19 protein-coding genes are annotated in these 17,724 nt (G+C 65.2%); all 19 read right to left on the minus strand.

Going from position 1 to position 17,724, the window contains the following annotated elements:
* A partial coding sequence (locus tag K2Y42_RS18200) for an IF-2-associated domain-containing protein (protein WP_291155173.1) occupies positions 1–613 on the minus strand: 613 nt, incomplete at its 3' end.
* Positions 610–1,314: an RNA-binding protein gene (locus K2Y42_RS18205; RefSeq protein WP_291155175.1), complete on the minus strand. Its 705-nt coding sequence runs from the start codon at positions 1,312–1,314 to the stop codon at positions 610–612. The genes K2Y42_RS18205 and K2Y42_RS18200, both read right to left, overlap by 4 nt.
* 42 nt (positions 1,315–1,356) lie before the next feature.
* Complete coding sequence (gene nusA, locus K2Y42_RS18210; protein ID WP_291155177.1) at positions 1,357–3,009, minus strand: transcription termination factor NusA; 1,653 nt, start codon at positions 3,007–3,009, stop codon at positions 1,357–1,359.
* A 2-nt stretch (positions 3,010–3,011) separates the two neighbouring features.
* On the minus strand, positions 3,012–3,638 hold the full coding sequence (gene rimP / locus K2Y42_RS18215) for a ribosome maturation factor RimP (RefSeq protein WP_291155179.1): 627 nt from the start codon (positions 3,636–3,638) through the stop codon (positions 3,012–3,014).
* 210 nt (positions 3,639–3,848) lie between these two features.
* On the minus strand, positions 3,849–4,511 hold the full coding sequence (gene trmB, locus K2Y42_RS18220) for a tRNA (guanosine(46)-N7)-methyltransferase TrmB (RefSeq protein WP_291155207.1): 663 nt from the start codon (positions 4,509–4,511) through the stop codon (positions 3,849–3,851).
* A gap of 201 nt (positions 4,512–4,712) precedes the next feature.
* Complete coding sequence (metK, locus tag K2Y42_RS18225; RefSeq protein WP_291155226.1) at positions 4,713–5,918, minus strand: methionine adenosyltransferase; 1,206 nt, start codon at positions 5,916–5,918, stop codon at positions 4,713–4,715.
* Positions 5,919–6,191: 273 nt separating this feature from the next.
* Positions 6,192–6,653 (minus strand): helix-turn-helix transcriptional regulator, encoded by a 462-nt coding sequence (locus K2Y42_RS18230; protein ID WP_291155230.1) that lies wholly within the window; start codon positions 6,651–6,653, stop codon positions 6,192–6,194.
* 202 nt (positions 6,654–6,855) lie between these two features.
* Entirely contained in the window at positions 6,856–8,520 is a 1,665-nt protein-coding gene (gene lnt / locus K2Y42_RS18235; protein WP_291155232.1) for an apolipoprotein N-acyltransferase, read from the minus strand.
* A gap of 5 nt (positions 8,521–8,525) precedes the next feature.
* On the minus strand, positions 8,526–9,554 hold the full coding sequence (locus K2Y42_RS18240; protein WP_291155235.1) for a hemolysin family protein: 1,029 nt from the start codon (positions 9,552–9,554) through the stop codon (positions 8,526–8,528).
* Positions 9,544–10,113 carry an rRNA maturation RNase YbeY gene (gene ybeY, locus K2Y42_RS18245; protein WP_291155245.1) on the minus strand — a complete coding sequence of 190 codons (570 nt, stop codon included), beginning with the start codon at positions 10,111–10,113 and terminating at the stop codon, positions 9,544–9,546. The genes K2Y42_RS18240 and ybeY overlap by 11 nt, the downstream gene beginning before the upstream one ends.
* A 1-nt stretch (position 10,114) precedes the next feature.
* The gene (locus K2Y42_RS18250; protein ID WP_291155246.1) at positions 10,115–11,095 is read right to left on the minus strand and encodes a PhoH family protein; all 981 of its coding nucleotides are present in this window, start codon (positions 11,093–11,095) and stop codon (positions 10,115–10,117) included.
* A 160-nt stretch (positions 11,096–11,255) separates the two neighbouring features.
* Positions 11,256–12,578 (minus strand): tRNA (N6-isopentenyl adenosine(37)-C2)-methylthiotransferase MiaB, encoded by a 1,323-nt coding sequence (gene miaB, locus K2Y42_RS18255; protein WP_291155663.1) that lies wholly within the window; start codon positions 12,576–12,578, stop codon positions 11,256–11,258.
* A 407-nt stretch (positions 12,579–12,985) separates the two neighbouring features.
* The gene (locus K2Y42_RS18260; RefSeq protein WP_291155249.1) at positions 12,986–13,876 is read right to left on the minus strand and encodes a lysophospholipid acyltransferase family protein; all 891 of its coding nucleotides are present in this window, start codon (positions 13,874–13,876) and stop codon (positions 12,986–12,988) included.
* A gap of 65 nt (positions 13,877–13,941) precedes the next feature.
* Positions 13,942–14,394, minus strand: coding sequence for a Fur family transcriptional regulator (locus K2Y42_RS18265; RefSeq protein ID WP_291155252.1), 453 nt, complete (start codon positions 14,392–14,394; stop codon positions 13,942–13,944).
* An 88-nt stretch (positions 14,395–14,482) separates the two neighbouring features.
* Entirely contained in the window at positions 14,483–14,965 is a 483-nt protein-coding gene (locus tag K2Y42_RS18270) for a GNAT family N-acetyltransferase (protein WP_291155254.1), read from the minus strand.
* Positions 14,962–15,699, minus strand: a complete 738-nt coding sequence (tsaB, locus tag K2Y42_RS18275) for a tRNA (adenosine(37)-N6)-threonylcarbamoyltransferase complex dimerization subunit type 1 TsaB (RefSeq protein ID WP_291155256.1) — start codon at positions 15,697–15,699, stop codon at positions 14,962–14,964. The genes K2Y42_RS18270 and tsaB overlap by 4 nt, the downstream gene beginning before the upstream one ends.
* 63 nt (positions 15,700–15,762) lie before the next feature.
* Positions 15,763–16,353: a malonic semialdehyde reductase gene (locus K2Y42_RS18280; RefSeq protein WP_291155259.1), complete on the minus strand. Its 591-nt coding sequence runs from the start codon at positions 16,351–16,353 to the stop codon at positions 15,763–15,765.
* 70 nt (positions 16,354–16,423) lie between these two features.
* Positions 16,424–16,978: a NifU family protein gene (locus K2Y42_RS18285; protein WP_291155262.1), complete on the minus strand. Its 555-nt coding sequence runs from the start codon at positions 16,976–16,978 to the stop codon at positions 16,424–16,426.
* A gap of 185 nt (positions 16,979–17,163) precedes the next feature.
* Positions 17,164–17,676 carry a universal stress protein gene (locus K2Y42_RS18290; protein ID WP_291155265.1) on the minus strand — a complete coding sequence of 171 codons (513 nt, stop codon included), beginning with the start codon at positions 17,674–17,676 and terminating at the stop codon, positions 17,164–17,166.
* Positions 17,677–17,724 lie beyond the last annotated feature (48 nt).

The raw sequence follows: 17,724 nt of genomic DNA on the forward strand, positions 1-17,724 counted from the left end.
GACGTGTGCCCTTGCCGCTGGCTGCGGGCAGCCGCCAGCGCGCGCCGGGCTGCATCTTGACGGTCCAGATGGCGACATCAGAATCGGGTTGGGATGCCCACGAATCTGGCGGCGGGGGCAGGCCCTTGGCATCGCCCAGGGCGCCCGCTACGCAGGCTACGTCGGTCGTCTTGCCATGGGCATCCACCGCATGAAGACGGGCGCGCTCTTCCGCGTCGCGCTGGGCGCGGGCGCGGGCCTCGATCTCGGCGGCGCGGCGTTCTTCCTCTTCGCGCCCCTTGGCGTCGAGGAGGGCGCGGGCGCGGGCGTCGCGCTCCTCGGGCCGCAGAAGATCGTTCTTGGCCGCATCGTTGCGCACCGGCGGGCGCGGAGGCGCCTTGGCCTCGGCGCGGGGCGCGGAGGGCGCGGGCGCAGCAGGCGTTGCCGGCTGCGCGGGCTCGGCGCCACCGGGCGCCGCGAGCTTGCGGGTCTTGCGCTTTTCGACAACCACCGACTTCGAGCGTCCATGGCTGAAGCTCTGCCGGACGTGGCCCGATTCAACGGTCCGTTGAAGCGACAGCGGTTTTCGTCCGCCCGCGAGCGTCTTGTCGGCAGTGTCCTTGGTTTCGCTCATTCGATATCCGTTTGAACCTCTAAATCTACCGTGTTTTCCGTGCCTTCGGATGCGCCGAAGCCCGACCGGTAGCGGCGGAGCCGCTCGGCCTCATCACGGAAACGATTGGCGGCACCGCCATGTATTACGGCAGCATGTACCACATTTGACCGCCCCATGGCCAAGCTCAATTGTTCGCCTGAGAGACTGGTTACCACAGCCTCGTGACGGCCTTTGGCGCGTTGGACTGCGGCAAACTTCCGGGCCAGCTTTTCACGCCCCCCGGGGGCGGCGTCTCCGGCCTGGATCAAAAGGACCGCGCCGCCGTTGCCCACCAGCTCGTCGACCTGCTGGAAGCCAGTCGTCACCAGCCCGGCCTTGTTGGCCAGCGCCAGCGCCTCGAGCACGCGCTTTTCGATGAGCTGCTCGACGCGGTCGGGCAGCGCCGGGTCCGCCACAACGGCCCGTTTAAGGCTGCGCGCGAAGGCATTGCCCTTTACGGCGGCTGCGATGGCCGCCTTCTCCGCCTTGATCCACACCCCTCGCCCGGGCAGGCGGCGAGCGAGATCCGGCACGATAGTGCCCGCCGGATCGGCGGCGAACCGGATCAGATCGTCGACGTCACAGGCCTCGCGCGTCGCCGCGCACAGCCGAAGGCGCGAGCTGGCGTCAGAACTGACGGCAGGCTCCGCGTCGTCGTGCTTATGGCGGCGATCAGCCAAAGCCCTCGATCCTCCAAACCTATGGCGCGCGTTGCCACGGCCTCAAGCTTCCGGCGTGGATTCGGTCGTATCCGAATCCTCGTCGGCAGCGGTTTCACTCTCGTCGTCTTCGTCAGGCGCCACTTCGTCGGCCGTGATCCAGCCGGCGAGCACGCGGGCCCCGAGGATCAGCGCCTCGGCGTCCTTGCGGTCGACCTCGAAGCCGTCCAGCACGCCCTTGTGGCGAACGGGCTCCACGTCCTTCTCCTTCGAGCGCTCGGTCCAGCCAACGAGATCGTCGGTGGCGCAATCGGCAAGATCCTCGAGCGTCTTGATGCCGTTCTCGCCGAAGGCGACGAGCATGGCCGTCGTGACACCCTCGACGCGGCCGAGATCGTCGGACACGCCCAGCTCGCGGCGGCGCGCATCGCGCTCGGCTTCCTGCTTTTCGAGATACTCACGCGCGCGCGTCTGGATCTCGCTCGCCGTGTTCTCGTCGAAGCCTTCGATGTGCGCGATTTCAGAGATCTCGACGTAGGCCACTTCTTCGACCGACGCGAAACCTTCCGTGACGAGCAACTGCGCGATGACCTCGTCGACGTCCAGCGCATCCATGAACGCCTGCGAGCGTTCAGAGAATTCCTTGAGGCGGCGATCGCTCTCTTCCTGTTCGGTCAGGATGTCGATATCCCAGCCCGTGAGCTGCGAGGCGAGCCGCACGTTCTGGCCGCGACGGCCGATGGCGAGCGAAAGCTGGCTCTCCGGCACCACGACTTCGATGCGGTTGCTGTCTTCGTCGAGCACGACCTTGGAGACTTCGGCGGGCGCCAGCGCATTAACAATGAAGCTCGCCGCATCCGGGTTCCACTGGATGATGTCGACCTTCTCGCCCTGCAGCTCGTTGACGACGGCCTGCACGCGCGCGCCGCGCATGCCGACGCACGCGCCGACCGGATCGATCGAGCTGTCGCGGCTGATGACGGCGATCTTCGCGCGCGAACCCGGATCGCGGGCGACCGACTTGATCTCGACGGTGCCGTCGTAGATTTCCGGCACTTCCTGCGCGAACAGCTTGCTCATGAATTCCGGCCGCGCGCGCGACAGGAAGATCTGCGGGCCGCGCTGCTCGCGGCGCACGTCGTAGATGTAGGCGCGGATGCGGTCGCCGTAGCGCACGTTCTCGCGCGGGATCATTTCGTCGCGGCGGATGATGCCCTCGGCGCGGCCGAGATCGACGATCACGTTGCCGTACTCGGCGCGCTTCACGGTGCCGTTGACGATCTCGCCGATGCGATCCTTGTATTCTCCGAACTGCCGGTCGCGCTCCGCCTCGCGCACCTTCTGCACGATGACCTGCTTGGCGTTCTGCGCGGCCACGCGGCCGAAATCGAGCGGCGGCAGGCCCTCGGCGATCAGATCGCCAACCTTGGCTTCCGGATTGCGGCGCTTGGCGTCGGCGAGGTTGATCTGCGTCGCCTCGTTCTCGACGTCGTCCACCACCGCCAGCACGCGCGAAAGCCGCGTCTCGCCCGTCTTCGGGTCGATCTCGCAGCGGATATCGTTCTCGGCGCCGTAGCGCGATTTCGCCGCTTTCTGGATCGCGTCTTCCATGGCCTGGATCACGATCTTGCGGTCGATCGTCTTTTCGCGAGCGACAGCGTCCGCAATCTGCAGAAGCTCGAGCCTGTTGGCGCTAATACCAGCCACGCCTGCCATCTTCAGAGATCCTCCAAATCGTCAGTCTTCAGTTCGTCCGGATCGGCTTCGACGCCGTCTCCGAGCTGTTCCTTGCCTTTGGCCTTCGCCCGTCTCAACGCTTCCCGGATAAGGTCGTCGGTGAGCACCAGCCGGGCCGTCGAGATGAGCCCGATTGCGAGCCCGATCGTCTTGACACCGTCTTCGCCCAGATCGGCTTCGATCAGGACTTCTCCGTCTTCGAACCCCTCGAGCGCGCCCCGGAAGCGCTTGCGCCCTTCGATGGGAGACTTGAGCTCGATCTTGGCTTCCGACCCAGCCCAATCCACGAAATCGGACGGCCGCACCAGAGGACGATCGATGCCGGGTGACGAAACTTCGAGCCGATAGGCTTCGCTGACGATATCCTGCACATCCAGGATCGGCGACACGGCCTTGGAGACCATCTCGCAATCGTCGATCGTCATCGAGCCATCCGGCCTCTCGGCCATGATCTGCACGGTCTTGCCTTCGCGTCCCGACACTTCGATACGCACGAGACGAAACCCAAGGCTGTCAAGCACGGGCTCGACGAGCTGGGCGAGGTCCGACGCGAGACCTGTCTCTTGGATGAAGCGGTCGCTTGTGACGACCTGATCAGAATTTTGCATACCGAGAATTTTGCATACCGAGTGTATTCCGGCGGCCGTCGTAGGCGCTACCAAAACAAAAAGAGCGGACCCTTAAGGGCCCACTCTCAAAGTTGAGATGATCATGAGCAAGCGAACAATACGTGACTGTGGCAGCCGTGGCAAGCATTTCACTTGCGGGCCACTACCGCCGCTCCACCAAAACCTGTCGATTTTGACGCATCTCGGCTCTCAGTTGCGGGTAAATCTGAAGAAATAGCACCGGCGGCCCTCGCGTCCGGCCTTGGCTTCATAGCGCGTCGGCGGCCAGTCGTCCGGCCGGACCCGCCAATCCTGAGGACCCTCCGCCGTCCACCGGAAGTCGGCCGATTGGGCCACGGCGGCGAGCGCCGTGCGGGCGTAATCGCCAATGTCCGTGCCCAGCCGAAGCTCGGACTGGGGCCGCATGGCGCGCGCCAGAAGGCGCAGCAGCTCAGGCGAAAACAGCCGCCGTTTCTGGTGCCGCTTCTTGGGCCACGGGTCCGGAAACAGCATGAACACGCGCGACAGCGAAGCCTCAGGTAGCCATCTGAGCAGCGGGCGGACGTCGTCGGGATGAACAAGGATATTGCGCAGCGACTTATCGTCGATAGCAATAAGAACCTTGACCACTCCTTCCTCGAACGGCTCAGAACCGATGAACCCGACATCGGGATTGTGCTGCGCCTGCCATACGAGATGCTCGCCACCCCCGAATCCGATCTCGAGCCACACCTCGCGAACCGGATGGGTCCACTGCTTGCCCAGCGCTCCGTAGACTGTTGTCAGGGACGCGGCATCCGGCTCATGCGACGTCGCCGCGATACGTGCGTCGCTAAAAAGGGCGGTTGCACTAACGGGCGAAGCAACTGCCAAGTCAATCTCCACGGCTCGCAACAAGCCGGAAAAAAGGCGCTGCTGCCGCGGGCTGAGCTTGCGCCCGCGCCGGCGGCCGAACGAGCGGATCTCGAACGAATGGCCCTCCGGGGATTTGCCCTCTGCCGGCACGGTGTCGTCTCCGAAAAACGAACGGCCGCAGAACCTGCGGCCGCCCGATGTGAAATTGAAAAAAGCGACCTAGACCGCCTTCTTGATCGCGTCCGCGAGATCGGTCTTTTCCCACGAGAAGCCGCCGTCGGCGTCGGGCTTGCGACCGAAATGGCCGTAAGCCGAGGTGCGCGCGTAGATCGGCTTGTTGAGGTCGAGCGTCTTGCGGATGCCGCGCGGCGTGAGATCCATCACGTTGCCGAGCACAGCCTCGATCACCGCCTCGTCCACCTTGCCGGTGCCGTGCGTGTCGACATAGATCGACAGCGGTTTGGCGACGCCGATCGCGTAGGAAAGCTGGATCGTGCAGCGATCCGCCAGCCCCGAGGCAACGACGTTCTTGGCCAGATAACGGGCCGCGTACGCAGCCGAGCGATCCACCTTCGTCGGATCCTTGCCCGAGAATGCGCCGCCGCCGTGAGGCGCCGCGCCGCCGTAGGTGTCGACGATGATCTTACGGCCCGTGAGGCCGCAGTCGCCGTCCGGACCGCCGACGAAGAACTTGCCGGTCGGGTTGATGTGCCAGACGGTGTCCTTGCTGATCCAGCCGTCCGGGAGAGCCGAACGCACGTAGGGCTCGACGATATCGCGCACCTGCTTGGAGGAGAGATCCTCGACGATGTGCTGATGCGAAACCACGATCTGCGTCACGCCGACGGGCTTGCCGCCTTCGTAACGAACCGTCACCTGGCTCTTCGAGTCGGGACCGAGCTTGGCCGCGTCGCCATTCTTGGCCTTGCGGGCGTGTGCGAGATCTTCGAGAATCTTGTGGCTGTAGTAGATCGGCGCCGGCATCAGCTCAGGCGTTTCGCGGCAGGCATAACCGAACATGATGCCCTGGTCGCCCGCGCCCTCTTCCTGATTGGTCGGCTGCTTGGCATCGACGCCGGCCGCGATATCGGCCGACTGGCCGTGCAGCAGAACCTCGATGTTGGCATTCGCCCAGTGGAAGCCGTCCTGCTCGTAGCCGATGTCGCGGATTGCCTTGCGGGCGACATCCTGAATCATCGCAACCGTCACGCTCTTCGGCGTGTTCGAATACTCACCCGCAATGATGACGCGCTGCGTCGTCGCCATGGTTTCGCAAGCGGCGCGGATCGCCCAGGGGTCGAGACCGGCAGACAGGCTCTCGCGATAGAACGCGTCGACCACCTCGTCCGAGATCCGGTCGCAGACCTTGTCCGGGTGTCCCTCGGACACGGATTCGCTCGTGAACAAAAATGACTGGCGTGCCACCCTGATCCCCTTGATCTCTTACCGCGGCTGAAGATGTCTTGAGCCCCGCGCTCCAGCGGATCGAACGGGGGGTGTCTGGCCGGCAACGTCCCGGCCGGCGCGAGGCAAACCGGCGGCGTCCATCCGTCCCCGGAAAAGGCGCATCCGATGCAATTCGGCCGTGTCTTGCAGGTTTTGCGGAGCCCGGTCAAGTACGCCGGGGCGGCGGCGCACCGCGGTGAAAGGGCACGCTGCTGCTTTCATGCAACGCCGGTCCGCGTTAGCGGAAACCGGTTATTCGCTCGGGATTTCACCGCTCAGCGAGCGCACGAGGTCGACGACCGACCGACGGACCTTCGGGTCCGCAATCTTCACGAAAGCCTTGTTGAGCTCGAGGCCTTCCCGCGTCGAAAGGAATTCGACCACATAGCTTTCCGCCGGCCGCTCGGCAAAGCCGGGCGCGGAATAGGTTTCGGTCTGCTCCGCCGGTGCCTCGTCGTAGAAGAACTGGATCGGCACGGCCAGCACACGGGCGAGATCGAACAGGCGGCTTGCGCCAATGCGGTTCACGCCCTTTTCGTACTTCTGCACCTGCTGGAATGTCAGCCCGAGATGTTCGCCGAGCTTTTCCTGGCTCATTCCGAGCAGCATGCGACGCAGCCGCACGCGCGTGCCGACGTGGGCATCGATCGGATTCGGTTTGCGCGATCCGCGCTCCACATCCGTTTCGTCGTCAACGGGGTCTTGCTTAGACATGAATCTGTTCGGCTCCGTGCCGTCGGCCTTTGCGGCCTTGCCTTGCTAGAATAAATCGGGCTGCGGAATTATTCTTGGACAATCCAGAAATTGCCTGCACTCCGCATCCAAAATTGAAGTAAATACTATAGAGCAATCCTAGGTGAAATGGGAATGTATTGGGCATTGAAATTAATAGACTAAGCTTGCTGAACACACGCGACTAACTCGGCCGCCTCATCGCCGAAAACCCGAGCGCCGCCGCCATCACCGCCCCTATGACCAGAACAATAGCGTCTCCGAAGAGCGCGTAAAGCGGCGCTTCGCCCGCAACCGGGAGTGGCGCATCCAGCGACGCCCTCACGTTCATGCCCACCCATCCGATCACCCTGCCCTGCGAATCGACGACGGCCGATATTCCATTGTTTGCGGCGCGAATTAATGGCAGCCCCTCCTCGACCGCACGTACCCGCGCCTGATGGAAGTGCTGCCGCGGCCCCGTCGTGTTGCCAAACCAGCCGTCGTTGGTCACGTTCACGAGCACGCCGGGCCGCCCGGCGCTCGCAGCCCCCACGCCCGGAAAGATGGCTTCGTAACAGATCAGCCCGCCGACCGTCGGCAGGCCGGGCACCGCCAGCACCGGCCGCGGCGTCACGCCTTCGGAAAATCCTCCGCGCAATCGCGTCAACTGCTGCAGGCCGATGGCTTCCAGCGTCGCCTGCCAGGGCAAGTACTCCCCGAACGGCACCAGGTGCGTCTTGTCGTAAGAGGCGCTCAAAACGCCGTCTGCGTTGAACACCATCAGGCTGTTGTAGGCGCGTTGCGCAGGCGCGCCTTCGGGCTGGCCGGCCGGCGCCGCCTCGCGCCTCAAGGCGCCCGTCAGAAGTGAAACGTTGTCCGGCAGCAGCGCACCGATGGCCGCCAACGCTTCCGGATGCTCGAGCGGCAGAAACGGCATCGCGGCTTCCGGCCATACGACATGGGTAATGCCCGCAAGATCGTCCACTCGCCCCGACGCATCGGTGCGCGACAGATCGAGATGATCCTGGAAGATCCTGGCCTGCTGATCGGCCCGCCACTTGTCGCGCTGAGCGATGCTCGGCTGCACGACCCGCAGCCTCACGCCCTCCACCGAGCCCGTAGGCCCGGTCGCAAGCTTCCAGCCGCCATAGGAGGCCAGCACGGCCAGCGGCACGCCCGTCATGAGCACGACGACCAGGATGGCGCGCCGCGCTCCCGACCCATGCGGCAGACCCACGCCATGCGGTGCGCTCGCCGCCATCACCAGCGGGGCTGCAAAGAGCGGCACGGCCAGCAGCGTCAGGCCGTAGATCCCAACGAGCCCCGCGCCCTGCATCAGCGGCAGCGGCCACGTCAGCGCATAGCCGATCACGTTCCACGGAAAGCCGGTGAGCACATGCCCCCTGAGCCACTCGGCAGCCGTGAGCGCCAGCGCGAGAACCAAGAGCCGCTCCCAGCCCGGACGCCAGGCGAGCACCGCCACCGCCGCGGCCGCGGCCCAGAAGAGCGCGAGCCCTGCGGGCATCAGCGTCACCGCAAACGGAAGCAGCCAGCCGAACGTCTCCGCCTCGACGAGAAACGCTTCCCCGATCCAGAACAGGCCGAACATGAAGTAGCCGAAGCCGAACCACCAGCCGGCCCACGCCGCGGCCCGCGCGCACTCGCCCCGATGCTGCGATCGCCGGGCCGCATCGTCGAGCAGCCAGACCAGCACCGGCAGCGTCAAAAACAGAACCGGAGAGAAAAAGAACGGCGCAAGCGCCAGATTGGACAGCGCACCAGCCGCGAACGCGATGCCCCAGCGCCGCCATCCCCGAGCCGACGAGATCCTGTGATGCAAGCTCCCGATCAGGTCGCGCACGGCCATGGCGGTTAGCTGGACTTGTCGGCGTCTGCGGACGGGCTGGCCGGGACGTGGATCTTGAGGCGCTTCACCCGGCGCGGGTCGGCATCGAGCACTTCGAACTCCACGCCAGACGCATGACGAATAAGCTCGCCGCGCGCCGGCACACGGCCCACGATGGCAAACACGAGCCCGCCGAGCGTATCGATGTCGGCCTCTTCCTCAGGCTTGAGGAGCTTGATCCCGAGCCGCGCTTCCAGCTCCTGCACGGGCGCGCGCCCCGAGGCGACAAGCCCGAGCTTCGGATCCTCCGCGATCAGGTCGGCTTCCTCTTCGTCGTGCTCGTCCTCGATATCGCCGACGATCTGCTCGACGAGATCTTCGATCGTCACCAGGCCGTCCGTCCCGCCGTACTCGTCGACGATGAGCGCCATGTGGACGTGGATCGCCTGCATGCGCACGAGAAGGTTCATCGCCGGCATCGACGGCGGCACATAGAGCACCGGCTTGCGGAACTTGAAGACAGAGATCGGCCGCGTGAGATCGATGCGGCTGAGATCCGGCTTCGCTCCGGCTCCGCCGGTCTCTGATGGCCCCACACGCTGCTTCACGGGCTCCCGCAGAGCGCGCCCGGCCACTTCGGCCGAGATCCATCGGAACAGATCCTTGATGTGGATCATGCCGCGCGGATCGTCGAGCGTCTCGTGATAGATCGGAATGCGAGACACGCCGCTTTCTTCGAACAGCCGCACCAGCTCTCCCAGCGGCTCCGTTTCCTCGAGCGCGATGATGTCGGCTCGCGGCACCATGATCTCATCGACGCGCGACGCACCGAACCGCAGCAGACCCGAGAGCATCTTCCGCTCTTCCGGCGAGAAGCCGCCGGACGCCTTGGCCTCTTCCTTGAGCAGCACCTCGAGCTTGTCGCGCAGCGTCGGCTGCTCGGCTAGCCCAAGCCGCGTCCACACGTGCTGCAGCCAATCGCTGGCGCTTTCGCGCATGGTTCGCCGGTCGCCTTCGGCGCCGATCGCGTCAGTCTGGTCTTCGTCACTGGTCATGAGCTGAGGGAACTACTGCTTCGGTATAGGGGTTCGAAATGCCGAGCGAGGCGAGAATTTCCACCTCCAGGCTTTCCATGATGTGAGCCTCCTCGTCGGTCTCGTGATCGAAATCGAGGAGATGGAGCAATCCATGCACGACGAGGTGCTGAAGGTGATGCGCCGGATCGATACCTTGCTCGACGGCTTCGCGCTCTACCGTCTCTTGCGCGAGCACGATATCGCCGAGCGCATGCGACGGCGCGTCTCCGCCGAACCCCTCGAGCGCCGGAAACGACAGCACGTTTGTCGGCTTGTCCTTGCCACGGAAGCGCGCGTTGAGCTCTTGCACGGTGGCGTCGTCGCTCAGCGCCACGCACACTTCAGCCGGAAGCGACTGTGAAAACCGCGCGTCGGACGCCACCGCGCGCGCTGCGCGCTCGATCAGGGCGTCGCGGTCCGCGATCCGCGACCAGTCGCCCGCTTCGTGGAGAACGTCGACGCTGAGCCAGAGGGGCGGGTGTTCCCCGCTCGAACTTCGCCCTCCGCCAGAACTTCGACTGTCCGCGTCTTCCGGCATATCAGGGCTTCCTCGGCGCAGCCCGGTCGTAGGCCTCGACGATCTTGGCCACGAGATCGCGCCGCACGACGTCGACGCTCGTGAAGCGCACGGCCGTGATGTCGGGAACGTCGGTCAGCAGCCGCACGGCCTCTTCGAGACCGGACGTCATGCCCGGCGGCAGGTCGATCTGCGAGGGATCGCCCGTCACCACCATCTTCGAGTTCTCGCCGAGACGGGTGAGAAACATCTTCATCTGCATGCTCGTCGTGTTCTGCGCTTCGTCCAGAATGACGAACGCATTGGCGAGCGTACGCCCGCGCATGAACGCGAGCGGGGCGATTTCGATCACGCCGTCCTCGAGGTGCTGCTCGACCTTTTCCGGTGGCAGCACATCGTAGAGCGCATCGTAAAGCGGACGGAGATAGGGATCGACTTTCTCGCGCATGTCGCCGGGCAGGAAGCCGAGCCTCTCGCCTGCCTCAACAGCCGGGCGCGAAAGAATGATGCGCTCGACGTCGCCGCGTTCCAGGCACTGGGCCGCGAACGCAACCGCGAGATACGTTTTGCCGGTACCCGCAGGGCCGATGCCGAACACGAGGTCGGTCTGTTCGAGGGCGCGAATGTAGGTGCTCTGCGAGAGCGTGCGCGCCTTGACGGTCTTGCGGCGCGTCGAGATTTGCGCCTGCCCGTCCGACGGCTTGTCCTGAGGCTGTCCGGCGGGGCCCGCGCTGTGGCGGATCACGCCGTCGAAGTCACCCGGCCCCAGATGCTCGCCGCGCGAAACGCGCTCATAGAGACGCTCCAGCACGTCGCGTGCGGCTGCACACGCCTGCTCCGGCCCCGTCAGCACGACGACGTTGCCGTGCGCGTGCGCCTCGATGCCGAGCCGGTCCTCGAGCAGGGCCAGATTGGCGTCGAACTCGCCGAGAAGCAGGGTGAGGAGACGGTTGTCCTCGAACGGGACGACCACTCGCTTGCTGGGAAGCTGGGACTTAGGCACTCGCTTTCGACCTGAGGCCGTCTGACCGCGCGCTATTGTCAATCGTCTCGTCTCCTGAGACCTGGGAAGCCGAATCGCAGCTCCCCTCCCGGTCAGCCTAGCATAGAGCGTGGGGGCACCGGATCAACGCCAGACCCCAACGCGCGAACGGTTAACATGTTCATATCGGCATAGCTGTGACACCGGAAAGGCTGTTCGCTTTTGCGGAATCGATCGCGACGTCGACAATTTGGCCGATCATGGAGGCCGGCGCATCCGCGTGCACGAGCTGCCAATAGGGCGAGCGCCCGACGAGCTGCCCGTCGCGGCGCCCCGTTTTTTCGAACAGCACCGGGATCGTCCGCCCGACCAGCGCGCCGTTGAAACGCGCATAGCCCGCCTCGACCACCTGCTGCAGCCGCTCCAGCCGCTCCCGCTTCACGTCCTCGGGCACCTGCGCGTCCATCGTTGCGGCAGGCGTGCCCGGTCGCGGGCTGTACTTGAACGAAAATGCGTGCGCGAACCCGATCTCGGACACGAGCGCGAGTGTCGCCTCGAAGTCCGCGTCCGTCTCGCCCGGAAACCCGACGATGATGTCCGTCGACAACGCGATGTCCGGCCGCGCCGCGCGGATCCGCGCGATCAGCGCGCGATAGTCGTCGGCGGTGTGCTTTCTGTTCATGGCCGCGAGCACCCGGTCCGCGCCAGCCTGGAACGGCAGATGCAGGAACGGCATCAGCTTCTCCTCGTCGCGATGCGCCGCGATGAGATCCTCGGTCATGTCCCTCGGATGGCTCGTCATGTAGCGAATGCGTGCGAGTCCATCGATGGCGGCCAACTCGCGGATCAAGCCCGCCAGCGATGCCGCGCCGCCCTCGGCGCTGTCGCCGTGATAGCCGTTGACGTTCTGGCCGAGCAGCGTCAGCTCCTTCACGCCGCGATCGACGAGCCGGCGCGCTTCCTCGACCAGCGCCGAGACGGGACGCGAATATTCCATGCCGCGCGTGTACGGCACGACGCAGAACGTGCAGAATTTATCGCAACCTTCCTGCACCGTGAGAAACGCGGTCGGCGACTTGGCCGGCAGACGCTCGGGCAGCGCCGCGAATTTGTCCTCGTCGGGAAACGCGGTTTCGACGAGCGCGTTTTCCCCGCCACGCAGCCGCGCCAGGAGTTCCGGCAAGCGGTGGTAGCTTTGCGGCCCGACGACGAGATCGACCGCGGGCGCGCGGCGTACGATTTCGCCGCCCTCGGCCTGCGCAACGCAGCCCGCCACGGCAATGAACGTCTCCTTGCCGCTCTTCTCGCGCGCGATCTTGATGTCGCGCAGCCGGCCGAGATCCGAATAGACCTTCTCCGCCGCCTTTTCGCGGATATGGCAGGTGTTGAGGATCGCGAGATCGGCTTCCGCCGCATTGCTCGTCTCGACATAGCCCTCGGCCGCCAGCGCCTCGGTCATGCGCTCCGAGTCGTAGACGTTCATCTGGCAGCCGAACGTCCGCATGAACACGCGCTTCGGCTCAGCCCGAAGACCGCCGGAGGCATCCACACCCGCGACGCTCTGCGGCTCAGGGTCGTTCAAGGTGGTGAGGTCCAGATCGTCCAACGTGTCGATGTCCCAAAACGTATCGAAGGTCCAAGTCGTGCCGAAGTTTCTAGAGAGCGGCCAAAAAAACGGAGCGCGGAAGCTGCCCGCGCGAGGCGGTCCATTGCGGCGGTAGCACACTTCCCGGCTCCCCGCATCCGATGCCGCCGCATTGCAGCATTGCGCCCGGTCTTTGTCCAGCGGGGCCAAGAGCTTGCCCGGTCGGGCGCGCACTGGCTGGGCTCACGGGCGACGCCGTTAACGATGGCGAGATCGAACGAGACTCACTCTGCCAGCGGAAGGTTAGCTCGACCAGCGGTTCGCCGTCAGCGGAACGCGGAGCCGCCGTTCGCCGGCCGCGTCGCTGTTGCCGTGCGATGCTCGCCTGCCGGCGCGGTCACGACAATCTCAGCGTCACTGGGGACGTTGCGCAACAGCTTGACCACGTGCTCGCGCACGTCGTCCTCGGTCCGGCGGGCAAGATCCTTGCGGTCGGCGAAGCTGTCGAGCGGGATGGGCTCGCCGATGCGGATGCGCACATCGAGCGGACCGGACTTGAGCAGCGCCCAGGCGTGGCTCTGCATTTCCATGTCCCCGTACCAGCCGACCGAGGGCCGCCCCGACCGTCCGATCGGAATGCCGTGCAGCCGCGTGTAGACCAGCGACAGCGTCTGCACGACGACGTCCGGCGGCACGCCCCCGGAGCTGCCGGCCTTGGCTGGCGGCTTCGCGGCCGCAAACAGCGAGGTCTTGAACGGAAGCACGCGGTTGCCGTCGCTCGACGTACCTTCGGCAAACAGCACGACCGTATCGCGGAGCGCTAAACGCGCCATGATCTCGTTCGTCGTCTCGCCCACGGCACTCCGCCGTTCGCGGTCGACGAACACCGTGCGCTGCAGCCGCGCCAGCGACGACACGAACGGCCACCGCGAAACATCCTTCTTGGCCACGAACGACAGCGGCGCCACCGCCGACAGCACCGGAATATCGAGCCACGACGTGTGATTGGAGATCAGCAGCACGGGGCTCCCGGCCGCAACCTCACCCTCGATCGAGAGCCGAATGCCGAGCAGGCGGCAGACGCGCTTGTGATACCAGTGCGGAAAACGCCGCGCGGCCGGCGTCGAAATCCGCAGCAGCAGCGCCTGAACCGGCATGAGCGGCACGGTGAGGGCAAAGAACCCCGTCAGAATGGCCGCGCCTCTGAACGTTCCCATCTCGATCCATAACGTCCGAAAATCCGCCGCCCGCCGTCGCCGGGCGCGGCACACACAAGCCGCGATCACGCGTTGCGCGACGGCTTCTTCTTGGCTATCGGCGACCCGTAAAGCTCGAGCCGATGGCCGACCAGCTTGAAGCCGAGCTCGCGCGCGATCTTCTCTTGCAACTGTTCGATGTCGGCACTGTGAAACTCGATCACGCGCCCGGTTTCGATGTCGATCAGGTGGTCGTGGTGGTCGCGTGTCGCCTCTTCGTAGCGCCCACGTCCGCGCCCGAACGCATGGCGTTCGAGAATACCCTTCTTTTCGAGCAGGTTGACGGTCCGGTAGACCGTCGACAGGGAAATGTGGGCGTCGATCTCGTGCACCCGCCGGTGCAGCTCTTCCACATCGGGATGGTCGCGGGCATCCGAGAGCACCCGCGCGATGACCCGGCGCTGCCCCGTCATGCGCAGCCCATGCTCGGCGCACAGCACTTCGAGCCGCGAGAGGCCAACGTCTTTCGAGAGCGCCATTGCGTCTATCCCGATATCGTGAGTGGCGGAAAACTGCCGCCTAAAGTCAGTGCATTTCTGGCTCAGAACAGGGGATTCTACAAGGCCGTTAGAGCCTTAGGGCAAGCGTCACGGCATCGACTGGTGCGCTTCCGGGCCGCTCGTAGTAGCCACGTCTGAGGCCCGTGCCGAGGAATCCGGCGCGGCTGTAAAGGCTCAGCGCCGCGTCGTTATCGGCGGCCACCTCGAGATAGAGGCTCTTTGCCTCCGCTCGCTGCACGGCCCGCGCAACGCCGTCCACGAGCCGGCGGCCGATGCCTTGGCGCTGCCAGTCCGGCAGCACGCCGATGGAGAGGATTTCGGCTTCGTCGGCTGCGAGTTGCGCCAGCACGAACCCGATGCTCGTCCGGGGCGGACCGCTGTAGACGGCCAGGAACGCCGTCGAGGCCGGGTGATCGAGCATCGCAAAGACGCTCTCCTCACTCCAGGCCGGGGAGAAGAGCTGCCCGTGCAGGCGCGCGATCTCGGCTGCCTGATCGGGCCCGGCCCACAGCAGCGAAATGTATTTTGGATCGACAGGAGGAACCGTCATTGCTCCCTCATAGCCTGGACGCCGCCCGGTTTCAAATGAGCCCCGCCCTGCGGTTTCGCATCCGGCGGACGAAGGTAGAGCGGGCGCGGCCGAACGGCGTCGGCCAGCACAGCATCCTGAGGAACGAAGCGAACGTCGGGTTGCAGAGTTTCCAGCTCCGCAAAGAGGCGCTGGCCTTGCGTCCCCGCGTCCGCGACAAGCCGTGCGCCGCTGCCCACAACGACCGTCTCGCCGTAGCCGAGCTTTGCGATCGCATCGCCCGGCGTGAGCAGGGCCGGAGCCTCGATCGGCCGCAGGCGCGGCGTGTCACCGTCGACCGCAAACGCCTGGAAATAGACCTCGCCGCGTCGCGCATCGACCGCAACCGCGAGCGTTCGCCCGCGCACGCCGTCACCGAGCAGCGCCGCCGCCCCATGCGCCATGACCTCGAGACTGGAAAGCGTCGCCACCGGCGCGCCCGTCGCGAGCGCCAATGCACGCGCCGTCGCGATCCCCACGCGCTGCCCGGTGAAGGTGCCGGGGCCCGTGGTCACGAGGATGCGCTGCAGCTGCGAAAAGCCGAATGGCGCCTCACCCATGGCGTCTTCGATCATGGGCATCAGGCGTTCGGCATGTCCGCGCTCGATCAGCTCGAAGCGGAAAACGCCGGGCGCGCCCGCACCGGCATCGGGTGCGCGCCATGTGACGGCGACCGAACAAGCCCCGAAGCAGGTGTCGAATGCGAGCGTATTCATGACTTGAGCATATAGCCCAGGCCCAGCCCGCAGTGGAAGCTTTTCGACCGCCACGAGCCTCACTTATGCGATGCGGGCGATATCGTCGAAGACCAGCCTCGGTCCGCGCGGCTTCAGCGCTGCAGGATCGCCATATCCGAGATTGCAGAGAAAATTGGCTTTGACCTCGGTGCCGCTGAAAAACTCGGCCGTCACACCGTCGGCATCGAACCCGGACATCGGCCCGCAGTCGAGCCCCAGCGCGCGCGCCGCAATGATGAGATAGGCGCCCTGCAGGCAGCCGTTGCGGAACGCCGTCTCGCGGATGTGCTCCGGCTTGCCCACAAACCAGGCACGCGCATTCGTATGCGGAAACAGCATCGGCAGGCGCTCGTAGAACGCGAGATCGTATCCGATGATCGCCGTCACCGGCGCACGCATCGTCTTGTCGCGATTGCCCTCCGAGAGAAGCGGCTTGAGCCGCGCCTTCGCCTCCGGGCTGCGTACGAACACGATCCGCGCGGGAGAGCTGTTCGCGGCCGTTGGTGCCAGCTTCATCGTGTTGACGAGCTGAACCAGAAGGTCGTCAGCCACGGGCTTCTCTTGCCAGCCGTTATGCGTGCGGGCTGCGAGAAAGAGCTGCGACAGCGCCGTGTGATCGAGAGCATGAGCCATTCGGAGATCCTGACAGGGTGGGGGTAGAAAAGAAAAAACCCCGCCAGCGGGCGGGGTTTCGAAGGGCGCGTCAAACGGCCTGCACTTCCTCGACTTCCGGACAGAAATGCCGGAGCAGGTTTTCGATGCCGTGCCGCAGCGTCGCCGTCGAGCTTGGGCAGCCCGAGCAGGCCCCGCGCATGTGCAGGTAAACGATGCCGTCGCGGAAGCCCGCGAAGGTGATGTCGCCGCCGTCCTGCGCCACGGCCGGGCGAACGCGCGTTTCGAGCAGCTCCTTGATGGTCGCCACCACGTCCGCGTCCTTGGGATCGAAGCTGCCTTCGGCCTCGTCGTTGGCGCCGTCAGCGTCCACCACCGAAGCGCCCGACATGTAGTGCTCCATGATCGCGCCGAGGATCATGGGCTTCAGATGCTGCCATTCAGAATCGGTTTTCGTCACCGAGATGAAATCCGATCCCAGAAACACGCCCGACACGCCTTCGATATCGAACAGGCGGCGCGCCAGCGGCGAGGCGTCGGCGTCGCTCTTGCCACGGAAATCGGCGGTGCCGTCCTCGAGCACGGGCTTGCCGGGAATGAACTTCAGCGTCTGCGGGTTAGGCGTCGCCTCGGTCTGGATGAACATTTCAAATCTCCTCGGGTGCCGGCCCAAACATTCGACGCATGGCACTAGGGCCCATCTTTAGAAACGTTCTAGTAAATAGGATCGGGCACGGCAATAGTCTAGCGCCGCGCTCGGAACTTTCTGAGCCAAAAAACGGCCTGCGTCGACGAGGTCAGGGCAAGACGGGTTCAGGGCAAAAAGCCGCGCTACGCCAAGGCGATGATGTCGTCGAACGCGAGGTTGCCCGGCACCATGGTGATCGGGATGGGGAACGATCCCGCCACCGAGCCGGTGGCAAGCGTGGAGACCAGCGGGCCCGGCCCTTTGGGATCGGTGGAGGCGCCCAGCACGAGGATTGAGACGTCCTCGTCTTCCGCGATGGTCTTCATCATCTCCTCGGACCGCAGTCCTTCCCGGATCAGCTCCTCGCAGGGAATGTTCTCGAACCCGACCAGATTGAGCTTCCGCTTGGCGAGCCGGAACAGCGCGCGCGCCTTGAGCGTCTCCTCCTCGATCTGCACCTGCCGCACGCCGGCCCAGTGCTGGAAGTCCTGCGGCTCGATGACGTACAGCATGAGGATCGTGCCGGACGACCGCACGACGCGTGCGGCCGCATAATAAAGCGCGCTCTCGAACTCGGTGCTCTCGTCGAGCATGAGCAGGAACTTGCGGGCGTGGCCGGCTTCGAACGAGCGGCGTTTTCGGTATGTCAGCGTCATCGCGACGATGCTGCCACGGGTCGGGCAACTCCACAACAGACGCCGTGC

The sequence above is a fragment of the Hyphomicrobium sp. genome, from assembly GCF_019744875.1.
Taxonomy (GTDB): Bacteria; Pseudomonadota; Alphaproteobacteria; order Rhizobiales; family Hyphomicrobiaceae; genus Hyphomicrobium_C.